The organism is Azoarcus sp. DD4 (assembly GCF_006496635.1).
In the GTDB taxonomy this organism is placed as follows: Bacteria; Pseudomonadota; Gammaproteobacteria; order Burkholderiales; family Rhodocyclaceae; genus Azoarcus.
The window spans coordinates 742,637-764,119 of record NZ_CP022958.1; the positions used below are offsets into that span (position 1 = coordinate 742,637).

General features: G+C 66.2%; 25 protein-coding genes. 8 read left to right on the forward strand and 17 right to left on the reverse strand.

Annotated elements, in window-relative coordinates:
* Positions 1–177: 177 nt before the first annotated feature.
* Positions 178–2,901: a cation-transporting P-type ATPase gene (locus CJ010_RS03585; protein WP_141016773.1), complete on the reverse strand. Its 2,724-nt coding sequence runs from the start codon at positions 2,899–2,901 to the stop codon at positions 178–180.
* 83 nt (positions 2,902–2,984) lie between these two features.
* Positions 2,985–3,800 carry an NAD(+)--dinitrogen-reductase ADP-D-ribosyltransferase gene (locus CJ010_RS03590; RefSeq protein WP_205754888.1) on the reverse strand — a complete coding sequence of 272 codons (816 nt, stop codon included), beginning with the start codon at positions 3,798–3,800 and terminating at the stop codon, positions 2,985–2,987.
* A 268-nt stretch (positions 3,801–4,068) separates the two neighbouring features.
* On the opposite strand from CJ010_RS03590, the gene nifH reads away from it, so the two are divergent.
* The 8 genes from nifH (at position 4,069) to CJ010_RS03630 (ending at position 11,690) form a co-directional block, all read left to right on the forward strand.
* The gene (gene nifH, locus CJ010_RS03595) at positions 4,069–4,962 is read left to right on the forward strand and encodes a nitrogenase iron protein (RefSeq protein ID WP_141016774.1); all 894 of its coding nucleotides are present in this window, start codon (positions 4,069–4,071) and stop codon (positions 4,960–4,962) included.
* A 108-nt stretch (positions 4,963–5,070) separates the two neighbouring features.
* Complete coding sequence (gene nifD, locus CJ010_RS03600) at positions 5,071–6,546, forward strand: nitrogenase molybdenum-iron protein alpha chain (protein WP_141016775.1); 1,476 nt, start codon at positions 5,071–5,073, stop codon at positions 6,544–6,546.
* Between the two features lie 103 nt (positions 6,547–6,649).
* Entirely contained in the window at positions 6,650–8,218 is a 1,569-nt protein-coding gene (nifK, locus tag CJ010_RS03605; RefSeq protein WP_141016776.1) for a nitrogenase molybdenum-iron protein subunit beta, read from the forward strand.
* Between the two features lie 107 nt (positions 8,219–8,325).
* Positions 8,326–8,550, forward strand: a complete 225-nt coding sequence (gene nifT / locus CJ010_RS03610) for a putative nitrogen fixation protein NifT (RefSeq protein ID WP_141016777.1) — start codon at positions 8,326–8,328, stop codon at positions 8,548–8,550.
* Positions 8,551–8,577: 27 nt separating this feature from the next.
* Positions 8,578–8,781: a 4Fe-4S dicluster domain-containing protein gene (locus tag CJ010_RS03615; protein ID WP_141016778.1), complete on the forward strand. Its 204-nt coding sequence runs from the start codon at positions 8,578–8,580 to the stop codon at positions 8,779–8,781.
* A 66-nt stretch (positions 8,782–8,847) separates the two neighbouring features.
* On the forward strand, positions 8,848–9,570 hold the full coding sequence (locus tag CJ010_RS03620; RefSeq protein ID WP_141016779.1) for a dinitrogenase iron-molybdenum cofactor biosynthesis protein: 723 nt from the start codon (positions 8,848–8,850) through the stop codon (positions 9,568–9,570).
* On the forward strand, positions 9,567–9,836 hold the full coding sequence (locus tag CJ010_RS03625) for a DUF6129 family protein (protein ID WP_141016780.1): 270 nt from the start codon (positions 9,567–9,569) through the stop codon (positions 9,834–9,836). The genes CJ010_RS03620 and CJ010_RS03625 overlap by 4 nt, the downstream gene beginning before the upstream one ends.
* Positions 9,837–10,052: 216 nt before the next feature.
* Entirely contained in the window at positions 10,053–11,690 is a 1,638-nt protein-coding gene (locus tag CJ010_RS03630; RefSeq protein WP_141016781.1) for a methyl-accepting chemotaxis protein, read from the forward strand.
* A gap of 88 nt (positions 11,691–11,778) precedes the next feature.
* On the opposite strand, the gene nifM is transcribed toward CJ010_RS03630, so the two are convergent.
* The 15 genes from nifM to CJ010_RS03705 form a co-directional block, all read right to left on the reverse strand.
* The gene (nifM, locus tag CJ010_RS03635) at positions 11,779–12,633 is read right to left on the reverse strand and encodes a nitrogen fixation protein NifM (RefSeq protein ID WP_168224897.1); all 855 of its coding nucleotides are present in this window, start codon (positions 12,631–12,633) and stop codon (positions 11,779–11,781) included.
* The gene (locus tag CJ010_RS03640) at positions 12,630–13,118 is read right to left on the reverse strand and encodes a nitrogen fixation protein NifZ (protein WP_141016783.1); all 489 of its coding nucleotides are present in this window, start codon (positions 13,116–13,118) and stop codon (positions 12,630–12,632) included. The genes nifM and CJ010_RS03640 overlap by 4 nt, the downstream gene beginning before the upstream one ends.
* 20 nt (positions 13,119–13,138) lie before the next feature.
* Positions 13,139–13,459 (reverse strand): nitrogenase-stabilizing/protective protein NifW, encoded by a 321-nt coding sequence (gene nifW / locus CJ010_RS03645; RefSeq protein WP_141016784.1) that lies wholly within the window; start codon positions 13,457–13,459, stop codon positions 13,139–13,141.
* 22 nt (positions 13,460–13,481) lie between these two features.
* Entirely contained in the window at positions 13,482–14,021 is a 540-nt protein-coding gene (locus tag CJ010_RS03650) for a hypothetical protein (protein WP_141016785.1), read from the reverse strand.
* Positions 14,021–14,860 (reverse strand): serine O-acetyltransferase, encoded by an 840-nt coding sequence (cysE, locus tag CJ010_RS03655; RefSeq protein WP_141016786.1) that lies wholly within the window; start codon positions 14,858–14,860, stop codon positions 14,021–14,023. Before cysE ends, CJ010_RS03650 begins: the two co-directional genes overlap by 1 nt.
* Positions 14,861–14,865: 5 nt before the next feature.
* Positions 14,866–16,086: a homocitrate synthase gene (gene nifV, locus CJ010_RS03660; protein WP_141016787.1), complete on the reverse strand. Its 1,221-nt coding sequence runs from the start codon at positions 16,084–16,086 to the stop codon at positions 14,866–14,868.
* A gap of 78 nt (positions 16,087–16,164) precedes the next feature.
* Positions 16,165–17,388, reverse strand: coding sequence for a cysteine desulfurase NifS (gene nifS, locus CJ010_RS03665; protein WP_011764287.1), 1,224 nt, complete (start codon positions 17,386–17,388; stop codon positions 16,165–16,167).
* 174 nt (positions 17,389–17,562) lie between these two features.
* The gene (gene nifU / locus CJ010_RS03670; RefSeq protein WP_141016788.1) at positions 17,563–18,453 is read right to left on the reverse strand and encodes a Fe-S cluster assembly protein NifU; all 891 of its coding nucleotides are present in this window, start codon (positions 18,451–18,453) and stop codon (positions 17,563–17,565) included.
* A 16-nt stretch (positions 18,454–18,469) separates the two neighbouring features.
* A complete protein-coding gene (locus CJ010_RS03675) occupies positions 18,470–18,793 on the reverse strand; it encodes an iron-sulfur cluster assembly accessory protein (RefSeq protein WP_141016789.1) in 324 nt (107 codons plus the stop codon).
* Positions 18,794–19,074: 281 nt separating this feature from the next.
* On the reverse strand, positions 19,075–19,470 hold the full coding sequence (locus CJ010_RS03680; protein ID WP_141016790.1) for a hypothetical protein: 396 nt from the start codon (positions 19,468–19,470) through the stop codon (positions 19,075–19,077).
* Between the two features lie 10 nt (positions 19,471–19,480).
* The gene (gene fdxB, locus CJ010_RS03685; protein ID WP_141016791.1) at positions 19,481–19,771 is read right to left on the reverse strand and encodes a ferredoxin III, nif-specific; all 291 of its coding nucleotides are present in this window, start codon (positions 19,769–19,771) and stop codon (positions 19,481–19,483) included.
* 126 nt (positions 19,772–19,897) lie between these two features.
* The gene (locus tag CJ010_RS03690) at positions 19,898–20,116 is read right to left on the reverse strand and encodes a CCE_0567 family metalloprotein (RefSeq protein ID WP_141016792.1); all 219 of its coding nucleotides are present in this window, start codon (positions 20,114–20,116) and stop codon (positions 19,898–19,900) included.
* 11 nt (positions 20,117–20,127) lie between these two features.
* Positions 20,128–20,613, reverse strand: coding sequence for a NifX-associated nitrogen fixation protein (locus tag CJ010_RS03695; RefSeq protein WP_141016793.1), 486 nt, complete (start codon positions 20,611–20,613; stop codon positions 20,128–20,130).
* Positions 20,614–20,642: 29 nt separating this feature from the next.
* The gene (locus tag CJ010_RS03700) at positions 20,643–21,053 is read right to left on the reverse strand and encodes a SoxR reducing system RseC family protein (RefSeq protein ID WP_141016794.1); all 411 of its coding nucleotides are present in this window, start codon (positions 21,051–21,053) and stop codon (positions 20,643–20,645) included.
* Positions 21,050–21,478: a NifB/NifX family molybdenum-iron cluster-binding protein gene (locus CJ010_RS03705; RefSeq protein ID WP_240794487.1), complete on the reverse strand. Its 429-nt coding sequence runs from the start codon at positions 21,476–21,478 to the stop codon at positions 21,050–21,052. Before CJ010_RS03705 ends, CJ010_RS03700 begins: the two co-directional genes overlap by 4 nt.
* Positions 21,479–21,483: the final 5 nt, after the last annotated feature.

A 21,483-nucleotide genomic window follows, 5' to 3' on the forward strand; every position in this document is an offset into this window, starting at 1 on the left:
GTCGGAGCGGGCGGTGGCCCGGGTTGACACGACAAAGCGCAAGAACGATGCCATTCGCCCGTCCCGCCGGAAAACGCTGTGAATGCGTGCCTTAGGCGGGGCGCCAGGGCTGCCGCTTAGGGGGGATGTCGTTGCCGCGGCAGGGCCTTGTCGGGAATGCGACAGGCGCGCCGTCGCTTACGGGGCCCGTCGGCGGTCCGGAACGGGGCGGGCGGCTGCGGGCGTGGCCGCGACCTTGCGCAGCAGCCACTTGCGCCCTTCCTCGGCGGCGCCGAGCAGCAGGGCGTAGGGGGCGGCATATAGCCAAACCACCGGCGGCAGCGGGGCGGTGCCGAACAGGCGGTTGCCGGCCGGCGTATAGACGATGAGCAGCAGCAGGCCGATTTCCACCGCGACGCCGACGAGCAGCAGCGGATTGTCGCGCAGCGGAAAGGCCAGCGCCGGGCGCCGCGGATGGCGGCAGACGAAGAGGTTGACGACCTGGGCCAGTACGATGGCGCCGAGGCAGGCGGTGGTGGCCTGCAGGTAGACCGGGTCGTTGCGCGCCAGCATGTCGCCGTAGCGCCAGCCGGCGAGATCGAGCACGAAGAAGAAGGCGGCCATCGCCGCCAGCGCTTCGAGCGGGCCGAGAAAGAGGTAGGCTCGTGCCAGCAGCGGCCACGACAGCAGCCGCTCGCCGCGCCGCCGTGGCGGCGTGCGCATGACCTCTGGATGCGGCTTCTCGGCGCCGAGTGCGAGCGCAGGCAGCAGGTCGGTGCCGAGATCGACGGCGAGGATCTGCACCACCGTGAGCGGCAGCGGAATGCGGAACAGGACGAAGGCGAGGTAGGGGACGATCTCGGGAATGTTGGAGGTCAGGATGTAGGTGAGGAACTTGCGGATGTTGTCGTATACCGCACGCCCTTCCTCGATCGCGGCGACGATGGTGGCGAAGTGATCGTCGAGCAGCACGATATCCGCGGCCTCGCGGGCGACGTCGGTGCCGGAGCGCCCCATCGCGATGCCGATGTCGGCGGTCTTGAGCGCCGGGGCGTCATTCACGCCGTCGCCGGTCACCGCCACGATCTCGCCCTTGCGCTGCATCGCTTGCACCACGCGCATCTTCTGTTCGGCGGTCATGCGCGCGAACAGCAGCTCGGGGGTATCGAGCACCAGTTGCAGCTGGGCGCGGCCCATGGTGCGCAGCTCGTCGCCGCTGACGACGCGCGCTTCGCCGCTGCGCACCAGGCCGATCTCGCGCGCGAGCGCAAGCGCGGTGCGCGGATGATCGCCGGTGATCATGACGATGCGCACGCCGGCCTCGCGGCAGCGTTCGACCGCCAGGTGCACGTCTGCGCGCGGCGGATCCTCGAGACCGACGAGGCCGCACAGTTCGAGGCCGGTCTCGTCGGCTTCTCCGGTTCCGTTGCTGTCCCCGGCCATCTTCTTCCAGGCGAGGGCGAGTACGCGTAGCCCGCGGTCGGCCATGTCGTTCTGGGCGCGGCGGAACCCGGCGCGGATGTCGTCGTCCAGCGCCTGCGATTCGCCTTCCTGCAGCCAGTGCGTGCACAGCGGCAGCACCGTCTCCGGTGCGCCCTTGCACCACAGCGCGCGTTCGCCGGCGGCGTCGCAGGTCAGTACCGACATGCGCTTGCGGGTGGCTTCGAAGGCGATTTCGCCGGTCCGGGTGGCGCCGTCGGTCTCGCCCCCGCCGAATTCCCACAGCGCGATCTCCATCGGATCGCCGGTGGCCTGGCCGTCGGGAAACCGGAGGCTGTGGCACAGGCGCGCGACCCGGCGCAGGCGGGCATCGTCCTCGCCGCGCGGCCAGCGGGTTGCCGCCAGGCGATGGCTACCGCCGAGAAAAAGCTCGCGCACCCGCATGCGGTTCTCGGTGAGGGTGCCGGTCTTGTCGGTGAGGATGACGGTGGCGCTGCCGAGCGCCTCGATCGCCGGCAGATGGCGTACCAGTGCCTGGCGGCGGGCCATGCGCTGGGTGGCGAGCGCGAGCGCAAGGGTGACGGTGGGCAGCAGACCTTCCGGCACGTTGGCGACGATGATGCCGATGGCGAACATGAAGCTCGCCCAGAAGGGCAGGCCGATGCCTTGGCCGATGACGAAGAACAGCCCCCCGAGTGCGAGCGCCAGCAGGGCGACGATGCGCGACACATGGCGGATCTCGCGCTGCAGCGGCGATTCGGTGTCGCCGGTGGTCTGGGTCAGATGGGCGATGCGGCCGAATTCGGTATGCGTGGCGGTGGCATACACCAGCGCACGGCATTCGCCGGCGACCAGGGTGGTGCCCGCCAGCAGCAGGTTCCGTGCAGCGAGGGTATCGGCCACTTCGCCAGCGGCTTCGGCATCGATGGCGCGCGGGCGCGATTCGCCGGTGAGGGTGGACAGATTGGCGCGTGCGCCCCAGGCCTCGATCACCCGGCAGTCGGCGGGCACGCGATCGCCTTCGGCGAGCAGCAGCACGTCGCCCGGCACGATCTCGGTTGCGGCCACTTCATGGCTGGCGCCGTTGCGCACCACGGTGACGCGCGTCGGCAGCAGGGTGCGGAGCCGTGCCAGCAGTTGCTCGGCACGGTAGGTCTGCCAGAACGAGAACACCCCGTTGACCAGGATCACGCACACGATGGCGAAACCCAGTTCGGCCATGCCGTCGCCACCGGTATAGCCCTCGGCGACAAACGCGAGCGCGGCGGCGAACCACAGGATGACGGCGAAGAAGTGGGTGAATTCGCGCGCCAGCATCAGCCACGGGCGCCGGCGGGCGGTGGCGGCGATGTGGTTGGGACCGAATTCGGCGAGCCGGCGGCGCGCGGTGTCGGCGTCGAGCCCGCCGCTGCCGGAGCCGAGAGCGGTCAGGGCGGCGGCGGCCGTCAGGCGGGCGAGATGGACGCCGTCGGTATTGTTCATGTTGCGATATCCCTGCAACGCGGACTCGCATCAATCTAGCACCGGTCAGCGGCCGGCAGCAGCTTCCCCCCGGGCCGACTGCGTCAGTTGAGCCAGCTCACCGCGGCGACGCCGCCTATTACCAGATATTCGTCCTCGCCCTGCAGCCGGCCCGGCAACAGCTGGGAGAAGGCCAGCACCTTCGCCAGCGGCACCGCGCAGGCCAGCACCCGGTCGCCGAATTCGTCGGCGCGTTCGCGGCTGGCCGAGAAGGAGCTGAGGTTGTTGAGCTGCACCAGGCTGTGGCCGTTGCCGAGTTCGTCGAGCAGCGGCAGCGCCGCCGCACCGGAGTAACCGCGGTACAGGGTGAGGTGGCTGATGCCCGGATTGCGTCGGCCCAGTTCGTATTGCGCCCAGGCGTAGAGGAGGTCGAGCTGGGTCTCGAGCGCGCAAGTCGTATACAGCCCGGTGGCGACTTCGCGGTCGAAGGCCTCGCGCTCCGGGCTGTCGGCCGCGGGGATGGGGCGGCGGTGGAAGCCGGTCAGCAGGCCGAAGCGCGATTCCACCCAGGCCTTGAGGATGGCGCCCTCGCGGCCTTCGGAGTCGAACAGCCAGCCGCGCAGCAGGCGCAGGTAGTCGAGCTTGCTGCGATTGATGCGGGCGTTGTCCGACAGGCCGAGCGCCGGGGCATCGTCGAGCATGAAGTGCGCGGTCATGTAGGACTGGAACAGCGCGGCCCGGTCGACGACGGCGGTGAGCTCGTCCAGCCGTTCGAACAGCGTCCGGTGCAGCGGCAGCACCCCGTCCAGCTCCAGCGCTTGCGGCCCCAGCTGGAAGGCGAGGCTGGCGAGCGCGTCGGCGGGCAGATTGCAGCGGTTGATGGCGCGTCGGGCGTGTGGCGGAAGGGTCGTTCGCAGCACTTCTGCGGTGATGTCGGCTGCGCCGGAAAGCGTGTTGTTGGCCTTACAAACACTGGGGGCATTGTCGCAACAACGACGACTGTCGGCGCCATCGGCAAACTTTCCGAAGAGTGGCCTGTTTTGATTTAATTCTTTTGAATCAGTCATTTGTTCGTTGTGTGTCGGGTCTGGCACGCCGATTGCCATGAAGTAGCCGTGGGCGCCGGGCAATGTTCCTCCGGGCCCAGGACACCCGGTAGTTTTTTTCTTCAACGAGGAGAGTTTTAACATGGCAAAGCTGCGTCAATGCGCCATTTATGGCAAGGGCGGTATCGGCAAGTCCACCACCACCCAGAACCTGGTTGCGGCCCTGGCCGAAGCCGGCAAGAAAGTGATGATCGTCGGTTGCGACCCGAAGGCCGACTCCACCCGTCTGATCCTGCACAGCAAGGCCCAGACCACCGTCATGCACCTGGCTGCCGAAGCTGGCTCCGTTGAAGATCTCGAACTCGACGACGTCCTGTCGGTCGGCTTCGGTGGCGTGAAGTGCGTTGAGTCCGGCGGTCCGGAACCCGGCGTCGGCTGCGCTGGCCGTGGCGTTATCACCGCCATCAACTTCCTGGAAGAAGAAGGCGCCTACGACGACGAACTCGACTTCGTGTTCTACGACGTGCTGGGTGACGTGGTGTGTGGTGGCTTCGCGATGCCGATTCGCGAAAACAAGGCCCAGGAAATCTACATCGTCTGCTCCGGCGAAATGATGGCCATGTACGCCGCCAACAACATCGCCAAGGGCATCGTGAAGTACGCCAACTCCGGTGGCGTGCGCCTCGGCGGCCTGATCTGCAACAGCCGCAACACCGACCGCGAAGACGAACTGATCGAAGCGCTGGCTGCCGCCATGGGCACCCAGATGATCCACTTCGTGCCGCGCGACAACGCCGTTCAGCACGCTGAAATCCGTCGTATGACCGTCATCGAATACGACCCGACCCACAAGCAGGCCGACCAGTACCGCCAGCTCGCGATGAAGGTTCTCGAGAACAAGAAGCTCGTGATCCCGACCCCGATCGAGATGGAACAGCTCGAAGCCCTGCTGATGGAATTCGGCATCATGGAACAGGAAGACGAGTCCATCGTCGGCCAGACCGCTGCCGAACTGGCTTCCGGCGCCGCTGCCTGATCCAGCCTCGCTACCGAGTGATCCCGGGCGCGGCTTGCCGCGCCCGGACTTGAATCCCGTCTTTAGTGTCGTGCACAGATTGGTGCCGGCATGAAAAGGAGAAGCAAGATGTCGAACCTGACCCGTGAAGAAACCGACGCCCTCATCCAGGAGGTGCTGGAGGTTTATCCCGAGAAGGCCAAGAAAGATCGCGCCAAGCACCTGGCGGTCAACGATCAGAGCATCACCCAGTCGAAGAAGTGCATCACCTCCAACCGCAAGTCCCTGCCGGGCGTGATGACCATCCGTGGTTGCGCCTACGCCGGCTCGCGCGGCGTGGTGTGGGGTCCGGTCAAGGACATGATCCACATCTCGCACGGTCCGGTTGGCTGTGGCCAGTACTCCCGTGGTGGCCGCCGCAACTACTACGTCGGTACCACCGGCGTGAACACCTTCGCCGAAATGAACTTCACCTCGGACTTCCAGGAGAAGGACATCGTCTTCGGCGGCGACAAGAAGCTCGCCCAGGCCATGGCCGAAATCGAAGCCCTGTTCCCGCTGAACAAGGGTATTTCGGTGCAGTCCGAGTGCCCGATCGGTCTGATCGGTGACGACATCGAAGCCGTTTCCAAGAAGGCCGCCGCCCAGTACAACAAGGTCGTCGTGCCGGTCCGCTGCGAAGGCTTCCGTGGCGTGTCCCAGTCGCTGGGCCACCACATCGCCAACGACGCGATCCGCGACTACGTCCTGTCGAACCGCGACGGCAAGGAATTCGAAAGCACCCCGTACGACGTCACCATCATCGGCGACTACAACATCGGCGGCGACGCCTGGGCTTCCCGTATCTTCCTCGAAGAAATGGGCCTGCGCGTGATCGCCCAGTGGTCCGGTGACGGCACCATCGCCGAAATGGAGAACACCCCGAAGGCGAAGCTGAACCTCCTCCACTGCTACCGCTCGATGAACTACATCAGCCGTCACATGGAAGAGAAGTACGGGATTCCCTGGATGGAGTACAACTTCTTCGGCCCGACCAAGATCGAAGAATCGCTCCGCCGCATCGCCGCCTTCTTCGACGACTCGATCAAGGCCAAGTGCGAGGAAGTCATCGCCAAGTACAAGCCGATGATGCAAGCCGTCATCGACAAGTACAAGCCGCGCCTCCAGGGCAAGCGCGTCATGCTCTACATCGGTGGCCTGCGTCCGCGTCACGTCATCGGCGCGTACGAAGACCTCGGCATGGAAGTCGTGGGCACGGGTTACGAGTTCGCCCACAACGACGACTACGACCGCACCATCCAGGAAATGGGCAATGCGACCCTGCTGTACGACGACGTCACCGGCTTCGAGCTGGAAGAGTTCGTCAAGCGCATCAAGCCCGACCTCGTCGGTTCCGGCATCAAGGAAAAGTACATCTATCAGAAGATGGGCATTCCCTTCCGCCAGATGCACAGCTGGGACTACTCCGGTCCGTATCACGGTTATGACGGTTTCGCGATCTTCGCGCGCGACATGGACATGACCCTGAACAACCCGTGCTGGGGCAAGCAGACCCCGCCGTGGAAGAAGACCGAAGCGACCGAGGAAGTGAAGGCTGCCGCCTGATCGACCTTCCGGATGGACCTGCTGCGCCGGGGTCGGCGCAGCAGGTATCGAATGCACTCAAGCCCGTGTCCACAGATTGCTGGCCGGGTTAAGGAGCTGAAAAATGCAAGCCGTAGACGATATCAAGCCGTGTTACCCGCTGTTCCGTGACGACGACTACAAGGAAAACCTGAAGCGCAAGCAGGACCTGTACGAAGAGCGCGTTCCGGCCGACAAGGTTCTGGAAACGTTCGAATGGACGACGTCCAAGGAATACCAGGACATCAACTTCAAGCGCGAAGCGATCACCATCAACCCCGCCAAGGCTTGCCAGCCGCTGGGCGCGGTGCTGTGCTCGCTGGGCTTCAAGAACACGATGCCCTACGTGCATGGTTCGCAGGGTTGCGTCGCCTACTTCCGCACCTACTTCAACCGTCACTTCAAGGAACCGGTCTCCTGCGTGTCCGACTCCATGACGGAAGATGCCGCGGTGTTCGGCGGCCAGAAGAACATGTTCGACGGCCTCGAGAACGCCAAGGCGATCTACAAGCCCGACATGATCGCGGTCTCCACCACCTGCATGGCCGAGGTGATCGGCGACGACCTGAACGCCTTCATCAACAACGCCAAGAAGGCCGGTCACGTTCCCCAGGAATACCCGGTTCCGTTCGCCCACACCCCGTCCTTCGTCGGTAGCCACACCACCGGCTGGGACAACATGTTCGAAGGCATCGCCCGCTTCTTCACCTTGAACAAGATGGAAGGCAAGGTGATCGGCAGCAACGGCAAGCTGAACTTCGTGCCGGGCTTCGAAACCTACCTCGGCAACTACCGCGTCATCAAGCGCATGATGGGTCAGATGGGCGTCGATGCGACCCTGCTGTCCGACCCGAGCGACGTCCTCGATACCCCGTCCGACGGCGAGTTCCGCATGTACTCCGGCGGCACCACCATGGACGAGATCAGCGATGCGCCGAACGCGCTCAACACGGTGTTCCTCCAGCCGTGGCAGTCGGACAAGTCGAAGAAGTTCGCCGAGACCGTGTGGAACCACGACGTGCCCAAGCTCAACATTCCGATGGGCCTGGACTGGACCGACGAGTTCCTGATGAAAGTCTCCGAGATCACCGGCAAGGCGATCCCGGAAGAGCTGGCCCTCGAGCGCGGCCGCCTGGTCGACATGATGCAGGACTCCCACACCTGGCTGCATGGCAAGAAGTTCGCGCTGTACGGCGATCCCGACTTCGTCATCGGCATGGTCAAGATCCTGCTCGAACTGGGTGCTGAGCCGATCCACATCCTGTCGAACAACGCCAACAAGCGCTGGGGCAAGGCGGTGCAGAAGGTGCTCGACGGCTACAAGCACGGCGCCAACTGCAAGATCTACGTCGGTAACGATCTGTGGCACATGCGCTCCCTGTGCTTCACCGAGAAGCCCGATTTCCTGATCGGCAACTCCTACGGTAAGTACATCCAGCGTGACACGGTCTACAAGGGCAAGGAATTCGAGGTTCCGCTGATCCGCCTCGGCTTCCCGATCTTCGACCGTCACCACCTGCACCGCATGACCACCCTGGGCTACGAAGGCGCGATGTACGTGCTGACCACCCTGGTGAACGCCGTCCTCGAGCGTCTGGACGACGAAACCCGCGGCATGGGTACCACCGACTACAACTACGACCTCGTTCGCTAATCAGCGATCCCGGGACGGGCGCCTTCGGGCCCCCGTCCCGCTTTCACGTTTGCGAATCCCGCACGCAGGCGCCACGGTGTCTGCGCGCGCTCAACTGGAGATGAGTTGTGGCCAACATCATGATCCGCAAGACCGCTGCCGGTGGGCTGTCGTTCTACCTGCCCAAGCGCGACCTCGAGGACGACATCGTCTCCATCGAGTTCGATCAGGCTGACAAGTGGGGTGGTGCGCTCAAGCTGCTCAACGGCGGCGAGTACTACGTCGAGCCGCTGGATGCTCCGCCCAAGCTGCCGATCACCGTGCGCGCCAAGCGTGTGGATGCGCCCGAGTAAGGGCGCGTTTTCACTGGAGAAAGAATCATGGCTCTGAAAATTGTGCTGGACGAATGCACGTCCTGTGGCGACTGCAAGCCGGTGTGCCCGACCAAGTCGATCACCGACAAGGGCGGCATCTTCAAGATCAACAAGGACACCTGTACCGAGTGCGAGGGCGAGTTCGACGAGCCCCAGTGCCTGGCCGTCTGTCCTGCAGGCGACGCCTGTATCGTGCCGATCGCGGCCTAAGTGCGACAACGGGGCCGCCCAAGGGGCGGTCCCCTTCTTTCAGCCCGAATTCCGATGAGGCTCGTCATGAATACCGCTAGCCCGCACGGCAGTCCCGTTACCCGTGAGGCCGCATTGCGCATCGCCATGGCGGCGCGCGCACTGCCCGGCGTCGAAGTCGTTGCCTTCGTTCGCGCCCTGGGCGACCGGCTCGGCCTGCCCGTTACCGATGAAAAGCTCGCCCGCGTCACGGTCGAGGATCTCAAGGCGCTGCTGCAGGGCGACGAGATCGTGGATCCAGGTGTCGACGCCGGCGCGCTCAAGGCCGCGGTGCGCTTCCTGTGGGGCGAGGGGCTGAGCGACGGCGAGCCCGTTCCCGACAGTGATGTGCCCGCCTGCGAAGGGGCGTTGCGCGTTGCGGTCGCATCCAACACCGGGGAACTGCTCGACGGCCATTTCGGCTCCTGCACGCGCTTCCTGGTGTACCAGGTGACCGAAGAAGGCATCTGGCTGACCGCCGTGCGCAGCACTGAAGCCGCCGACGAGGCCGACGACCGCAATGTCGCCCGCGCCGCGCTGATCGGTGATTGTCATCTCGCCTACATGCAGTCCATCGGCGGCCCGGCTGCCGCCAAGGTGGTGCGTGCCGGCATCCACCCGGTCAAGTTCCCGGTCGGCGGCGAGGCCCGCGAAGTGCTGCGGCAGCTGCAGGGCACGCTGAAGCGTCCGCCGCCCTGGCTGGCCAAGGTGATCGGCCGCGAGGCGCCCAGCCTGGCCCAGTTCACCGCCGACGAGGAGGCTGAGGCATGATCAGCAACGATATCCTGGGCGCCGTCGCCGCGATGGTGTCCGAGCAGGGCGCCGGTGAAGCGGTGGTCAGTACGATGCGCGTGCGCTGGCCCAACCTGCGCTTCACCTATTGTTCCGACGACGACATGCCGCCGCGCCTGGGGCCGGCGCTGACCGGGCCGGGTTTCAACCTGTACCTGATCGCCAACGGCGACCACTGTCTGGCACTCACCAAGGATCCCGACGTCGCAATCGGCGTCGTGGTCGCCGAAGTGGTCGAAGACTAAGCTCCCGGTAGTGCATTACAGCGGGCCGCGCTCCATCTTGGAGCGCGGCCCGTTTGCGTTCGGGTGATGCATACGGCATTTTCCGCCGTTCGGCGGAAACCGCTGGCGGTAGCCGGTGCGGAACACTAAAGTCAGATCGGACGCGTCCGTTAAGTGTTCGGACGAACGCCGATGTCTGCACCGCAGACGGACGTGTGGCAATCAGGGAGTCGCATCATGCTGGACAAACTCAAGCTTAGAACCCGTATCACGCTGCTGGTCGTCGCGGCGCTGATCGGGCTGTTGCTCACCAATCTGATCGGCGCGATGGCCGTCAAGCGCGACTTGATGGACGGACGGCGCGCCCAGATCCAGGCCATCGTCCAGTCAGCCGAACAGATCGTCGCCGACTATCACGCCCAGGCCGCAAAGGGGACGCTCAGCGAGGACGAGGCCCGCACGCGCGCGGCCGCAACGCTGGCGGCGATGCGTTACGGCGGCGCGGATGGCAAGGCCGAATACATGTACATCTGGAGCCTGGACGGCGTGTCGGTGATGCATCCCTTCCGGCCGGAGTGGAAGGGGCAGAGCAAGCTCGACTTGCGCGACGGTGACGGTCGCTTCACCATCAAGGACCTCACCCGGACTGCCAGCAGCCAGGGCAGCGGTTTTGTCGATACCGCCTTTCCGCGGCCGGGTACGACTCAGCCGGTGGCCAAGCTGCAGTACGTCTCCACCTTCAAGCCCTGGGGTTGGGTGATAGGCACCGGCGTCTATGTCGACGACGTCGATGCGGCGGTCTACCAGCGCCTGCTGTTCGACCTCGGTGTCGGCGTGGTGCTGCTGGCGCTCATCGTCGGCATCGCGGTGCTGGTGGCGCGCTCGGTGCTGCGTCAGATCGGCGGCGAGCCGGCCGAGGCGCTGCAGCTGATGGAGCGGGCGGCGGCTGGCGACCTTACCGTCGAGATGCGCAACGCTCCGCCCGGCAGCCTGCTCCATGGCCTGACCCAGATGCTGCGCGCCATCCGTGACATGGTGAGGGAGATCTCGGGCGGCGCAATCGAGCTCAAGGGCACGGCGGAGAACATCGCCCACGCTTCCGACCAGGTGGCGCAGGCGGCTCATCGCCAGGCCGACTCGACCTCGTCGATGGCGGCGGCGATCGAGCAGATGACGGTGTCGATCAATCACATTTCCGATAGCGCCCGCGATACCGAAGGCAACTCGTCGTCGGCGGCGGCGCTGGCCGAGAGCGGCGAGGCCAAGGTGACCCACGCCACCGAGGAGATGCAGCGCATCGCTGGTTCGGTGTCCGCTGCGGCAGAGAAGATCCGTTCGCTCGAGAACCGCGCCGCGGAGATCTCGTCGATCGCCAACGTCATCAAGGAGATCGCGGCGCAGACCAATCTGCTGGCGCTCAACGCGGCGATCGAGGCTGCGCGTGCCGGTGAACAGGGGCGCGGCTTCGCGGTGGTGGCCGACGAGGTGAGGGGCCTGGCCGAACGTACTGCCGCAGCCACGGTGCAGATCGAACAGATGATCAGTGCCATCCAGGCCGAAACCGCCACTGCCGTGGCTGCCATGGACCACGCCTTGCCGCAGGTGGCGCGCGGAGTGGATCTGGCGCAGGAGGCGGCGCAGTCGCTGCGCGAGATCCGAGACGGCGCCGGTTCGACGCTTGCTCGCATCCGTGACGTCGCACTGGCGACGCGTGAGCAGAGCAGCGCCAGCAATGCGATCGCCCAGCAGGTCGAGAGCATCGCGCAGATGGTCGAGGAAACCAGCGCATCGATGCAGCAGACGGCCTCGTCGGCGCGCGAACTGGAGAAGATCGCCGAGGCGCTGCGTGGCATGGTGGGCCGCTTCCGCCACTGAGCTTCCGTCTGCGGCAAGGGGGCACGGTCGGAAAGAAATGGGGCGCCATTCCGGCGCCCCATTTTGTTTGCCGCCCGCGGCGGCCGATTCAGCTGGTGACGACTTCGCCGCTGGTGCGCTTCAGCAGCTCGGTGAGCCAGCGCCTCGCGTCCTTGCGGCTGCGCTCTTCGGTGAGCTGCTGGCGCAGGGATTCCGCTACCTCGGCGTAGCTCAGGGTGCGCTCCGGCTGGATGGCGTCGCAGCGCAGCAGGTGGAAGCCGATCTCCGATTCGACCACATCGCTGAGCTGGCCAGCCTTCATCTCGAACAGCACCGCGTCGAGCTCCGGGTACAGCGTGCCGCGCGGCATTTCGCCGAGCAGGCCGCCGTTGAGCGCGGTGGGGCATTCCGAGTGCTTCATCGCCTGTTCCTCGAAGCGTTCCGGCTTGTTGTTGAGGCGTTTGCAGATCTCGCGGATGCGGCGGCTGGCAACCTCGCGGCGATTGTCCGGGTACTGCTCGTTGACGGTCACCAGGATGTGGCGCACCGTCCGGCGTTCCGGTGCGCGGAAGCGGTCGACATGGGCGTAGTAGAAGATCTCCGCCTCGGTGTCGTCCACCGTGCCGGCGCGGGCGCCGACCCGCTCCATCACCGCTTCCACCAGCAGGTCGCGCTGCAGCGCAGTGGTCAGGCTGGTGAGGTCGAGGCCGGCGGCTTCGAGCTCCAGCGTGAAACCGCCTTCGTCCTCATAGCGTCCGCGGATCTCGGCGATGGCCTTGTCCACCGCGCCGTCGGCCAGACAGACGCCCTGGGCTTCCGGGCTCGACAGCACCACCGCCTCGATCTCCGTGTAGCGGCGGGCAACCGCCTTGACCCGTTTGGATTCGGCGTCTTCGAGCGCGCCTGGACTCTTGCTGAAGAGCGCCAGCGCTGCCTTGAGCTCGTAGTAGACCTGGGCGCTCACGATTCTTCCTCCTCCCCGCTGGTCACGGCCGCGGGCGCCTCGACACCCGGCGGCAGCGGCTCCAGCGAGGATTCCGGAATACAGAGGAACTTGGTCGGGAAGGAGACGTGGTAATGCACGCCGCCCGGCATGTCGCGCAGGACCTTGATGATCTCGCCGATGGTGCCCTTGGGCACCACGACCTCGCCGTCGATCGCGAAGCTGCGGCCGGCCACAACCTTTTCGCGCGACTCGTAGCGGCTCGGGTTCCACTCGTCGTCGGCGCCGATCACCTCTTCCTGGCGACAGCCGATGATGCGGTCGATCTCCAGGAAGTGCACGGTGTAGATGATCTGGTCCTGCAGGAAGGTGCCGATCTCGATCACCGTGCCGATGCTGCCGCGGCGTACCAGCAGGTCGCCGACGTCCTTGCCGGGATAGGTGCCGTCGTCGCGCACGTTGCGCGTGACGCGGACCCGGTCGCCGTAATCGAATTCGGGTTTCATCTCATGCTCCTTGCCGCAAGCTAGCGCTGGATCGAGTCCAGCGAAACGAAGGCTTCGCCCGCCGCCTTCTTGAACACCGCGAACACCTTCTCCTGCACGGAGTTGGAAACGACGAAGTCGTTGTAGGCGCGCTCCAGGAAGCTGCGGTAGTGGGCACGCACCGCCGCTTCGTCGCTGCCTTCCGCGGGCGGGTTGTGGGCGATGTAGTCGTGGAAGCGCTGCAGGATGTGCAGGCGGTTCACGTGCACCACGCTCTGGTCAAAGGGCACAGCGAAGAATTCCAGGAAGTCCTCGGCGGAGGACAACTCTTCCATTGCTTCGTCCAGGGTCAGTTCGTCCATCTCGGTTCTCCGGTGGGGGCTTTCAAAGGATGCCTTCGGTTTCCAGCTCGTCCTCTTCGTCGGACGTGCCGTTCTGGCGGGCGTGGGCAATGTCGAGCAGGACCTTGCCACCCATGCGGTCGGCCTCGTCGATCTCGACCAGGGTCTGCAGCAGTGCGATCGCCGCCGGAATCTCGTCCAGGCGCATCTTCACGTAGGCCGCGGCCTTGATCGACGACAGGTAGAAGCGGGTCAGCGTCATCGACAGCTTGGCGGCGGCAGCGACCTTTTCCAGGCTGAGGTCGCGGCCGTCGGCGGGCAAGCCGAGCTGTGCACCGGACACCGCGATCGCATGCCACACGACGTCCTGCGCCTCGACGATGCGGTGCTGGTAGAAGTAGTAGCGGTAACGCGCGACCAGGACTACCAGGTGGTCGGGTGCGGCTGTGGCAGCGCGTGCCAGCAGGGCTTCGGCCTCGGGCTGGCCGTAGTGGCGGCCGGCTTCCTCGATGAGGTCGTGCACCCCTTCGGGCAGCGGATCCTCGAAGTACAGCGGCTGCGGGTCGAAGTGGAGCAGATCCATTAGCGAGCCTCCTCGGCCTCGGGCTGACAGGCGCATTCCGGACAGGCGGCGTCGGTGTTGGCCTGGCAGTCGAGCGGGTTGGTGTTGATCAGGGGGAAGACGGTCTGGACCGGCCTGGCCGGCGTGGCTGCCGTGGTCTGGCGGTCCACCTGCAGGGTGGCGAGTTCGGCTTCCAGTGTCTTGATGCGGTCGAGCAGGCAGTTCAGCGTGTGGCCGACCGGGTCGGGCATCACGTGGTGGTCGAGGTTGAGTTCGTCGGTCGGCGACAGGATGGGCGATTCGCGCTTGACCACCTTGGCCGGGATGCCCACCACGGTGCGGTCGGCCGGCACGTTCTTCACCACCACCGAGTTGGCGCCGACGCGCACCCGGCTGCCGATGGTGATGGCGCCGAGGATCTTGGCACCGGCGCCGACCACCACGTGATCGCCCAGCGTCGGGTGGCGCTTGCCCGGGTTCCAGGTGGTGCCGCCCAGGGTGACGCCGTGGTAGAGGGTGACGTCGTTGCCGATCTCGGCAGTCTCGCCCACCACCACGCCGGCGCCGTGGTCGATGAAGAAGCGGCGGCCGATCTGCGCGCCCGGATGGATGTCGACATTGGTGAAGACGCGCGCGAGGAAGCTCACCAGCCGTGCCGGATAGCGCCAGCCGTGGCGCCACAGAGCATGGGCGATGCGGTGGGACATCACCGCATGCACGCCGGGATAGGTGGTCAGAACCTCCCACACGGTACGGGCGGCGGGGTCGCGGCCGAAGACGCAACGGACGTCCTCGCGCAGCAGGGCGAACAGGCCCGGCGTGGTCGCTTCATCGGTCATGGTCATCGACTCGGTGTTCATCGTCGTCAGGCTCCGGCTAGCGGGGGACGGGCGCAGCTCACCGCGGCAGCGGTGTCGATCAGGTGATGCAGCACGTCGTCGCACTGGGCGCTGCCGGCTTCGAGTTCTTCCCAGAAGGCGAGCAGGTCTTCACGCTGCGGCGTGCGCTTGGTGCGCGAGGTGAAGTCGCGGATGCGGGCGAGCAGGCAGGCGGTGCGGGCGGCGTCGAGTTCGATGCCCAGCCCGGCATAGGCGGCGGCAACGCCGCGCCCGCCCGAGTGCTTGCCCAGCAGCATGCGATGGCTGCGGCCGAGCAGGGCTGGATCGATACCCTGGTAGTTGGCCGGGTCCTTGAGCAGGCCGTCGACATGGATACCGGCCTCGTGGGTGAACACGCCCTCGCCGACCACGCTCTTGTGCCAGCCGACCGGACGGCCGGAGGCGCGTGCGACGGCCTCGGAGGTGTCGAGCAGGCGGCTGAAGTCGATCAGGTCCTGCATGCCGTGGAACTGACGCAGGCCGAGCGCCACTTCCTCCAGCGCGGCGTTGCCGGCGCGCTCGCCCAGGCCATTCACCGTGGTGTTCACATGGCTGGCACCGCCACGCACCGCCGCCAGGGTGTTGGCGGTGGCCAGCCCGAGATCGTCGTGCGCGTGCATCTCGATCTCCAGACTCGAACAGGCGCGCAGCGCGCGGATCGCCTCGAAAGTGGAGAAGGGGTCGAGGACGCCCAGCGTGTCGGCGAAACGGAAGCGGCGCGCGCCGGCGGCTTCGGCGGCCTGGATGACTTCGGCGAGGAAGGCCGGGTCGGCGCGCGAGGCGTCCTCGCCGCCGACGCCGACGTCGAAGCCGGCTTCACGCGCCACCGGCACCCAGCGCGCGATCCGCGCCAGCACCTCGTCGCGGCTGCTGCCCAGCTTGTGGCGGATCTGCTGGTCCGACACCGGTACCGACAACTCCAGCATGTGCACCGGCAGGCTGCGACAGGCGTCGATGTCGGCGCCGGTGAGCCGGCCCCAGACGATCAGCCGGGTATCGTGGCCGCAATCGTCCAGCGTGTCGGCGATGGCGCGGATGTCGCCGCATTCTTCGCTGCCCATCGCCGGGATGCCGATCTCGAGTTCCGGCACACCGATTTCGGCGAGGATGCGGGCAATGCCGCACTTCTCCGCACGGGTGAAGGCGACGCCGGCCGATTGCTCGCCGTCGCGCAGGGTGGTGTCGTCGATGATGACCGGTGCAGACATGATGGAGGCCTGTGCGGGTGTCGTTCGCGTCGGGTCCGGTGGCACCGTCGCGGGTGGCGACGGTGCCGCGTGGCGGGCTTAAGCGTAGGTCGGGGCGAAGGCCTTTTCCGGATCGGTGACCGGGCCGTTCTCGCCCCAGTACGGCGACAGCTTGCGCAGCTGGGCGATGATCGGCGGCACCGCGGCGATCACGCGGTCGATCTCGGCCTCGGTGTTCTCGCGCGACAGCGAGAAGCGGATGGTGCCGTGGGCGGCGGTGTAGGGGATGCCCATGGCGCGCATCACGTGCGAGGGTTCGAGCGAGCCGGAGGTGCAGGCCGAGCCGGACGATGCGGCGATGCCCTGCTTGTTCAGCAGCATCAGGATGGCCTCGCCTTCGACGTATTCGAAGGCGATGTTGAGCGTGTTCGGCAGGCGGTTGTCGACGTCGCCGGTGGCGAAGGCATTGGGCACGGCGGCGAGGATGCCGGCCTGCAGCTTGTCGCGCAGCGCGCGGACGTAGGTGTTCTCCTGCTCCATGTGCTCCAGCGCCAGTTCCGCGGCGACGCCGAGGCCGATGATGCCGGGCACGTTCTCGGTGCCGGCACGGCGGCCGCGTTCCTGGCCGCCGCCGCGCAGCAGCGGGCGGAAGCGCGCGCCGCGGCGCAGGTAGAGCGCGCCGATGCCCTTCGGGCCGTGCAGCTTGTGGCCCGACAGCGACAGCATGTCGATGGCCGAATCCTTGAGGTTGAGCGGAATCTTGCCGACCGCCTGGACCGCGTCGGTGTGGAACAGGATGCCGGCGGCCTTGGCCATCTCGGCCATCTTCTCGACCGGGAAGTAGGTGCCGGTTTCGTTGTTGGCCCACATCACCGACACCACCGCGACCTTGTCGGTCAGCAGCTTGGCGTATTCGTCGAGGTCCAGCCGGCCCTTGCCGTCCACCTTGAGCTTGTGGATGGTGTAGCCCTCTTTTTCGAGCTGTTCGCACAGGTGCAGCACGGCGTGGTGCTCCACGGTGCTGGTGATGATTTCCTTGCGCTCCGGGTTGGCCTTGAGCGCCGACAGGATGGCGGTGTTGTCGGCCTCGGTGCCGCCGGCGGTGTAGATGATCTCGGAATCGAACTCGGCGCCGAGCAGCTTCTGCAGCGAGGCACGCGCGCCCTTGGTGGCGTGGCCGACCTTGGCGCCGAAGCTGTGCATGGAGGACGGATTGCCGAACTGCTCGGTGAAGTAGGGCAGCATCGCCGTTACCGCCTCGGGGGCGCAACGGGTGGTGGCGTTGTTGTCGAGATAGATCGGGGTCAGGTTCGGGATGCTCATCGTGCTCTCCGCGGGGCTACCGTGTGGGCCGGACTGGGCTGCCGGGGTGGCCGGCGGCGCGCTGCTGCGGCTGTCGCGGTGGTTTATCTCGTGAATGTCGGGGGCTGTGACCGCGCCTCGGGCGCGGCGGGCTGCGCGGCCCGCTCCTGTGCTTTGGAACAGGCCGCGCCGGGATCAGGCGGGCAGGGTGTTCGGTGCAAGCTTGGCGGTGGCCTTGACCGGGATCACCTTCACCAGCTCGCCGAGCGCTTCGACCATCTGTGCCTGGACGCCGCCGAGCGTGGCCGCTTCCATCTGGCAGCCGGCGCAGGCGCCCTTCATCGACACGTAGATGTTCTTGCCGTCGACGTCGACCAGTTCGATGTCGCCGTGGTCGCGCTGCAGGTTGGGGCGGGCCTTTTCGATGACCTGCTCGATCTTGCGGATGCGCTCCAGGGTGGTCATCTTGCCGGGCACTTTCTTTTCCGGCGGCGGCGCGGCCTTGAAGGTTTCGCCACGCTCGGCCAGCACCTTGGCGAGGATCTCCTCGATGCCTTCGTGGCAGGAGGAACAGCCGCCGCCGGCCTTGGTGTAGTTGGTGACCTGCTCGACGCTGCACAGGTTGTTGGCGCGGATGGTCTCTTCGATCATCACCGCATCGACGGCGAAGCACTTGCAGATCAGCGCACCTTCTTCATGGTCGTCCTTCCATTCTTCGCCGCGGTAGTTGGCGACCGCGGCCTGCAGGGCTTCGCGGCCCATCACCGAGCAGTGCATCTTTTCCGGCGGCAGGCCGCCGAGGAAGTCGGCGATGTCCTGGTTGGACACTTCCAGCGCCTGCTCCAGGGTCTTGCCCTTGATGATCTCGGTGAGCGCCGAGCTGGAGGCGATGGCCGAGCCGCAACCGAAGGTCTGGAAGGAGGCGTCGAGGATGGTTTCGTTGCCCGGATCGACCTTGAGCATCAGGCGCAGCGCGTCACCGCAGGAAATCGAGCCCACTTCGCCGATGGCGTTGGCGTCGGCCAGCGCGCCGGCGTTGCGCGGGTTGTAGAAGTGTTCCTTGACGGTATCGGAGTAATCCCACATGGCGGTCTCCCGGTGCTTAGGCGGAGAAGGACTGGCCACAGGCGCAGCCGCCGGTGGCATTCGGGTTTTCGAACTTGAAGCCGGAGCCGGTCAGCGAATCGACGAAATCGACGGTGACGCCGGCCAGCATCGGGGCCGAGAACGGATCGACGAGCAGGGTGATGCCTTCCATTTCGACGATGACATCGTCTTCCGCCTTCTCGGCTTCGAGCTTCATGCCGTACTGGAGGCCTGAGCAGCCGCCACCCTGCACATGGATGCGCAGGCCGACGACGGGGTCGGCAGAGGAGGAGATGAAGCGGCTGACGGCTTTGAGCGCGCTGGGCGTGAGGTTGAGCATGTTCGGTTCTCCTGGGGAAGAGGGTGGCTACGCTAGCTTCACATTCCATGGTGCAAGCGCTGTGCCACTGTCGAACGTGCTCTAAGTTAATGATATTTATGAATTGTTTCGGAAGGTCAGATGTAGTGAAGGGGACGTGTAGGCGGGCTTGTCGACTTTGCGACAAGTGGCCTGTCGCGTCCTCGCGTGGGGTGCCGGGCGGCGTCGCACCGGTGGCGCCGACGTGAAAACGGCACGGTCGATGCCGCGCCGTTGTCTGCCTGCGGATGAAGGCCTGCGGCTCAGCCGCCGAGCACGTGCTCGTACACCGAGCGCATCACGTCGCGTTCGGTGTCGGGGATGCCCTGCAGTTCGGTGAGCAGCACGAAGCGGCCGCCAGCCTGTTCGACCGCGGCGAAAGGCGGGTCGATGGCGGCGAACTCCGCGATCCATACCGAGGCGGTGCCGCCCGGCGCGAGCATGCGTTCGCGGAATTCCGGCTCCACCCGCAATTCGCCCACCGCGAGCCCGAGGCGGGCGGCGGCCTGGTTGATCAGGATGCCGGGGTGCGGGGTGACGACCTCGGGATCGCCGTCGACGTCGATGCGGGCGGCGACCACGGTGTTGTCGAAGCGGGCGAAACGCAGGCGCCCGCTGGTGGATTGCTTGTGAAACAGGATGAGTGCGATGACGCCCATGATGCTCCGTTCAGGCTTGCACCGGCGAGGGGCCGTGGCTGTGGCAGTTCTTGGGACAGACGCGGCCGCAGGCGCCGCAGCCGATACAGTCCAGCGCATTGGCGAGCGACATCACCATCAGGTTGTCGTCGTCGAGGTCTTCATCGAGTTCGTCGCCCTCGCGTTCGACGAGTTCGAACACGTCGCGCGGACAGACCTTGTAGCAGCGGCCGCAACCGATGCAGCGCTTGGCGTTGAGTTCAAGCACGAACTGGGGGACCCAGGTGGCACCGCCACGGGTAAGGCCGGTGATATCGCTCATGGTGTTTCCTCTGGCTTCCCGGTGCGGCGCTGGGCGTCGCCCGGGTGGCGTGATTTGTAGCAGGTCAGACAGCACAAAGGCCGGACCGGGGTCCGACCTGTGCGGTGAAGCGGATACTGCGCCGGATCAGCTGGCGGCGGCTGCGGTCGCTGCGGACAGGCGCTTGTTGGCGTCCGCCCAGGCCTTGCAGGCGTCGTAGGTCGATTGCGCGATGCCGGGGATTTCCTCGTAGCCGGCCGGCAGGCGGTCTTCGACCAGGTCGTGCATCTGCGAAGCCCATTCCTGTGAAATGCGCTTGAGCTTCTTCACTTCCTTCTCGAGCTCCTTGATCTCTTCGTCGGTCATGACGTCTCTCCTTACAGCCCGGCGACTTCCGGGTGCTTGCCGATGATTTCGAGGGCGACGGCGAGGTGCTTGTCGGCTTCGTCCTTCATCTTGGAGTAGGAGTCGAAGCCGAAGCGGTGCACGTCGCGCAGGGTGCGGTCGAGCACGACGAGCTTGCCGACGGTGATGAGGCCGCGGCCGAAGCCTTCGTGCGAGATGTGGATCATCGGCACCGCCATCAGGCCGCATTCCTTCTCGATCAGCGCGGCGATGGCGTTGTGGAAGGCCTTGACGCGCGAGATGGTGACGTCGTCCGGGTCGCCCACCACCGGGATCTGGCGGCGTTGTTCCTTGGTGAGGACGTAGGGCGCCAGCACGCGGTCGGTGGGCCAGCCGTCGTAGGTGCCGTAGCTGTCCAGCGCGCGGGTCTGACGGTTCATCTCCTTGATGAAATCGGTTTCCGCCAGCTCGGGGGTGAGGGTCGGCGCCGGGGCGGTGTTGGTGTCGATCGTGATCATGGGTGGTGCTCCTTGCGGTCAGGTACGGGTCAGTCGGTGAGGTTGGGCGTAGCCAGCCGCGGGGCCGGCTGCAGGGAAGGGTGGCGGCCGAGGCGGCGCGAGACGATCAGCCCCATGCCCATGCCGGCAAAGCTGAAACCGGCCACCCCCAGGTCGGCGAGGCCGAGCGCGCTGGCGAAGCCCATGCCGCCGAGCAGGCCGAATACCGGCAGCAGGTAGGCAACGGCCAGCGCGCGGAAGGCGGTGGAGGCATCGACATCGACGTCGACCTGGTCGCCGACGCGGCTGCCGCAGCCGCCGGCGTCGAGTACCAGCTCGGTGGCGCTGCCACTGCCGCAGACCTTGTTGGCGCGACAGCTGCCGCAGGCCGAGGCCCCCTCGAAGCGCACCACCAGCCGGTGATCGTCGGCGGCGACGACGCGCCCGCTGCGGCTCATCATTCCTGCCAGCCCTCGGCTTCCATTTCGTCGAAGCGGCTGGTGTCGACCGGCTGACGTGCCTTGATGGCCTTGGCCAGCCAGCCACCGGGGCCGCTTGCGAGTTCGCCCTGCAGGTCGGCGACCAGCTGGTCGATGCTGCTGCCTTCCTCGACGCGGATGGGCTGCACGCCGGCGGCGAGCAGCTGCTTGACCGCGGAGGCGCCGACCGCGAGGCAATACACCGCGGCGCAGCCGGCCAGCGTGGCGATCTTGGCGGGCAGCTTGTTTTCGTTGCCGTCCTGCGAGGTGTCGATGAACTCGGTGACCTCGACCAGCTGCGAGCTGTCCTGGCCGATCTCGAAGATGGCGAAGGCCTCGGTCGAACCGAAGTGCTGGTTCACCGTGCTGCGGTCGGTGCTGGCGAAGGCGATGCGGACTCCATCCATGACGG

Coding starts and splice junctions, on each gene's coding strand:
- CJ010_RS03585 (WP_141016773.1), bottom strand. CDS start 2,901: ATGAACAATACCGACGGCGTCCATCTCGCCCGCCTGACGGCCGCCGCC.
- nifH (WP_141016774.1), top strand. CDS start 4,069: ATGGCAAAGCTGCGTCAATGCGCCATTTATGGCAAGGGCGGTATCGGC.
- nifD (WP_141016775.1), top strand. CDS start 5,071: ATGTCGAACCTGACCCGTGAAGAAACCGACGCCCTCATCCAGGAGGTG.
- nifK (WP_141016776.1), top strand. CDS start 6,650: ATGCAAGCCGTAGACGATATCAAGCCGTGTTACCCGCTGTTCCGTGAC.
- CJ010_RS03615 (WP_141016778.1), top strand. CDS start 8,578: ATGGCTCTGAAAATTGTGCTGGACGAATGCACGTCCTGTGGCGACTGC.
- CJ010_RS03620 (WP_141016779.1), top strand. CDS start 8,848: ATGAATACCGCTAGCCCGCACGGCAGTCCCGTTACCCGTGAGGCCGCA.
- CJ010_RS03625 (WP_141016780.1), top strand. CDS start 9,567: ATGATCAGCAACGATATCCTGGGCGCCGTCGCCGCGATGGTGTCCGAG.
- CJ010_RS03630 (WP_141016781.1), top strand. CDS start 10,053: ATGCTGGACAAACTCAAGCTTAGAACCCGTATCACGCTGCTGGTCGTC.
- CJ010_RS03640 (WP_141016783.1), bottom strand. CDS start 13,118: ATGAAACCCGAATTCGATTACGGCGACCGGGTCCGCGTCACGCGCAAC.
- nifW (WP_141016784.1), bottom strand. CDS start 13,459: ATGGACGAACTGACCCTGGACGAAGCAATGGAAGAGTTGTCCTCCGCC.
- CJ010_RS03650 (WP_141016785.1), bottom strand. CDS start 14,021: ATGGATCTGCTCCACTTCGACCCGCAGCCGCTGTACTTCGAGGATCCG.
- cysE (WP_141016786.1), bottom strand. CDS start 14,860: ATGAACACCGAGTCGATGACCATGACCGATGAAGCGACCACGCCGGGC.
- nifV (WP_141016787.1), bottom strand. CDS start 16,086: ATGTCTGCACCGGTCATCATCGACGACACCACCCTGCGCGACGGCGAG.
- nifS (WP_011764287.1), bottom strand. CDS start 17,388: ATGAGCATCCCGAACCTGACCCCGATCTATCTCGACAACAACGCCACC.
- nifU (WP_141016788.1), bottom strand. CDS start 18,453: ATGTGGGATTACTCCGATACCGTCAAGGAACACTTCTACAACCCGCGC.
- CJ010_RS03675 (WP_141016789.1), bottom strand. CDS start 18,793: ATGCTCAACCTCACGCCCAGCGCGCTCAAAGCCGTCAGCCGCTTCATC.
- CJ010_RS03680 (WP_141016790.1), bottom strand. CDS start 19,470: ATGGGCGTCATCGCACTCATCCTGTTTCACAAGCAATCCACCAGCGGG.
- fdxB (WP_141016791.1), bottom strand. CDS start 19,771: ATGAGCGATATCACCGGCCTTACCCGTGGCGGTGCCACCTGGGTCCCC.
- CJ010_RS03690 (WP_141016792.1), bottom strand. CDS start 20,116: ATGACCGACGAAGAGATCAAGGAGCTCGAGAAGGAAGTGAAGAAGCTC.
- CJ010_RS03695 (WP_141016793.1), bottom strand. CDS start 20,613: ATGATCACGATCGACACCAACACCGCCCCGGCGCCGACCCTCACCCCC.
- CJ010_RS03700 (WP_141016794.1), bottom strand. CDS start 21,053: ATGATGAGCCGCAGCGGGCGCGTCGTCGCCGCCGACGATCACCGGCTG.
- CJ010_RS03705 (WP_240794487.1), bottom strand. CDS start 21,478: ATGGATGGAGTCCGCATCGCCTTCGCCAGCACCGACCGCAGCACGGTG.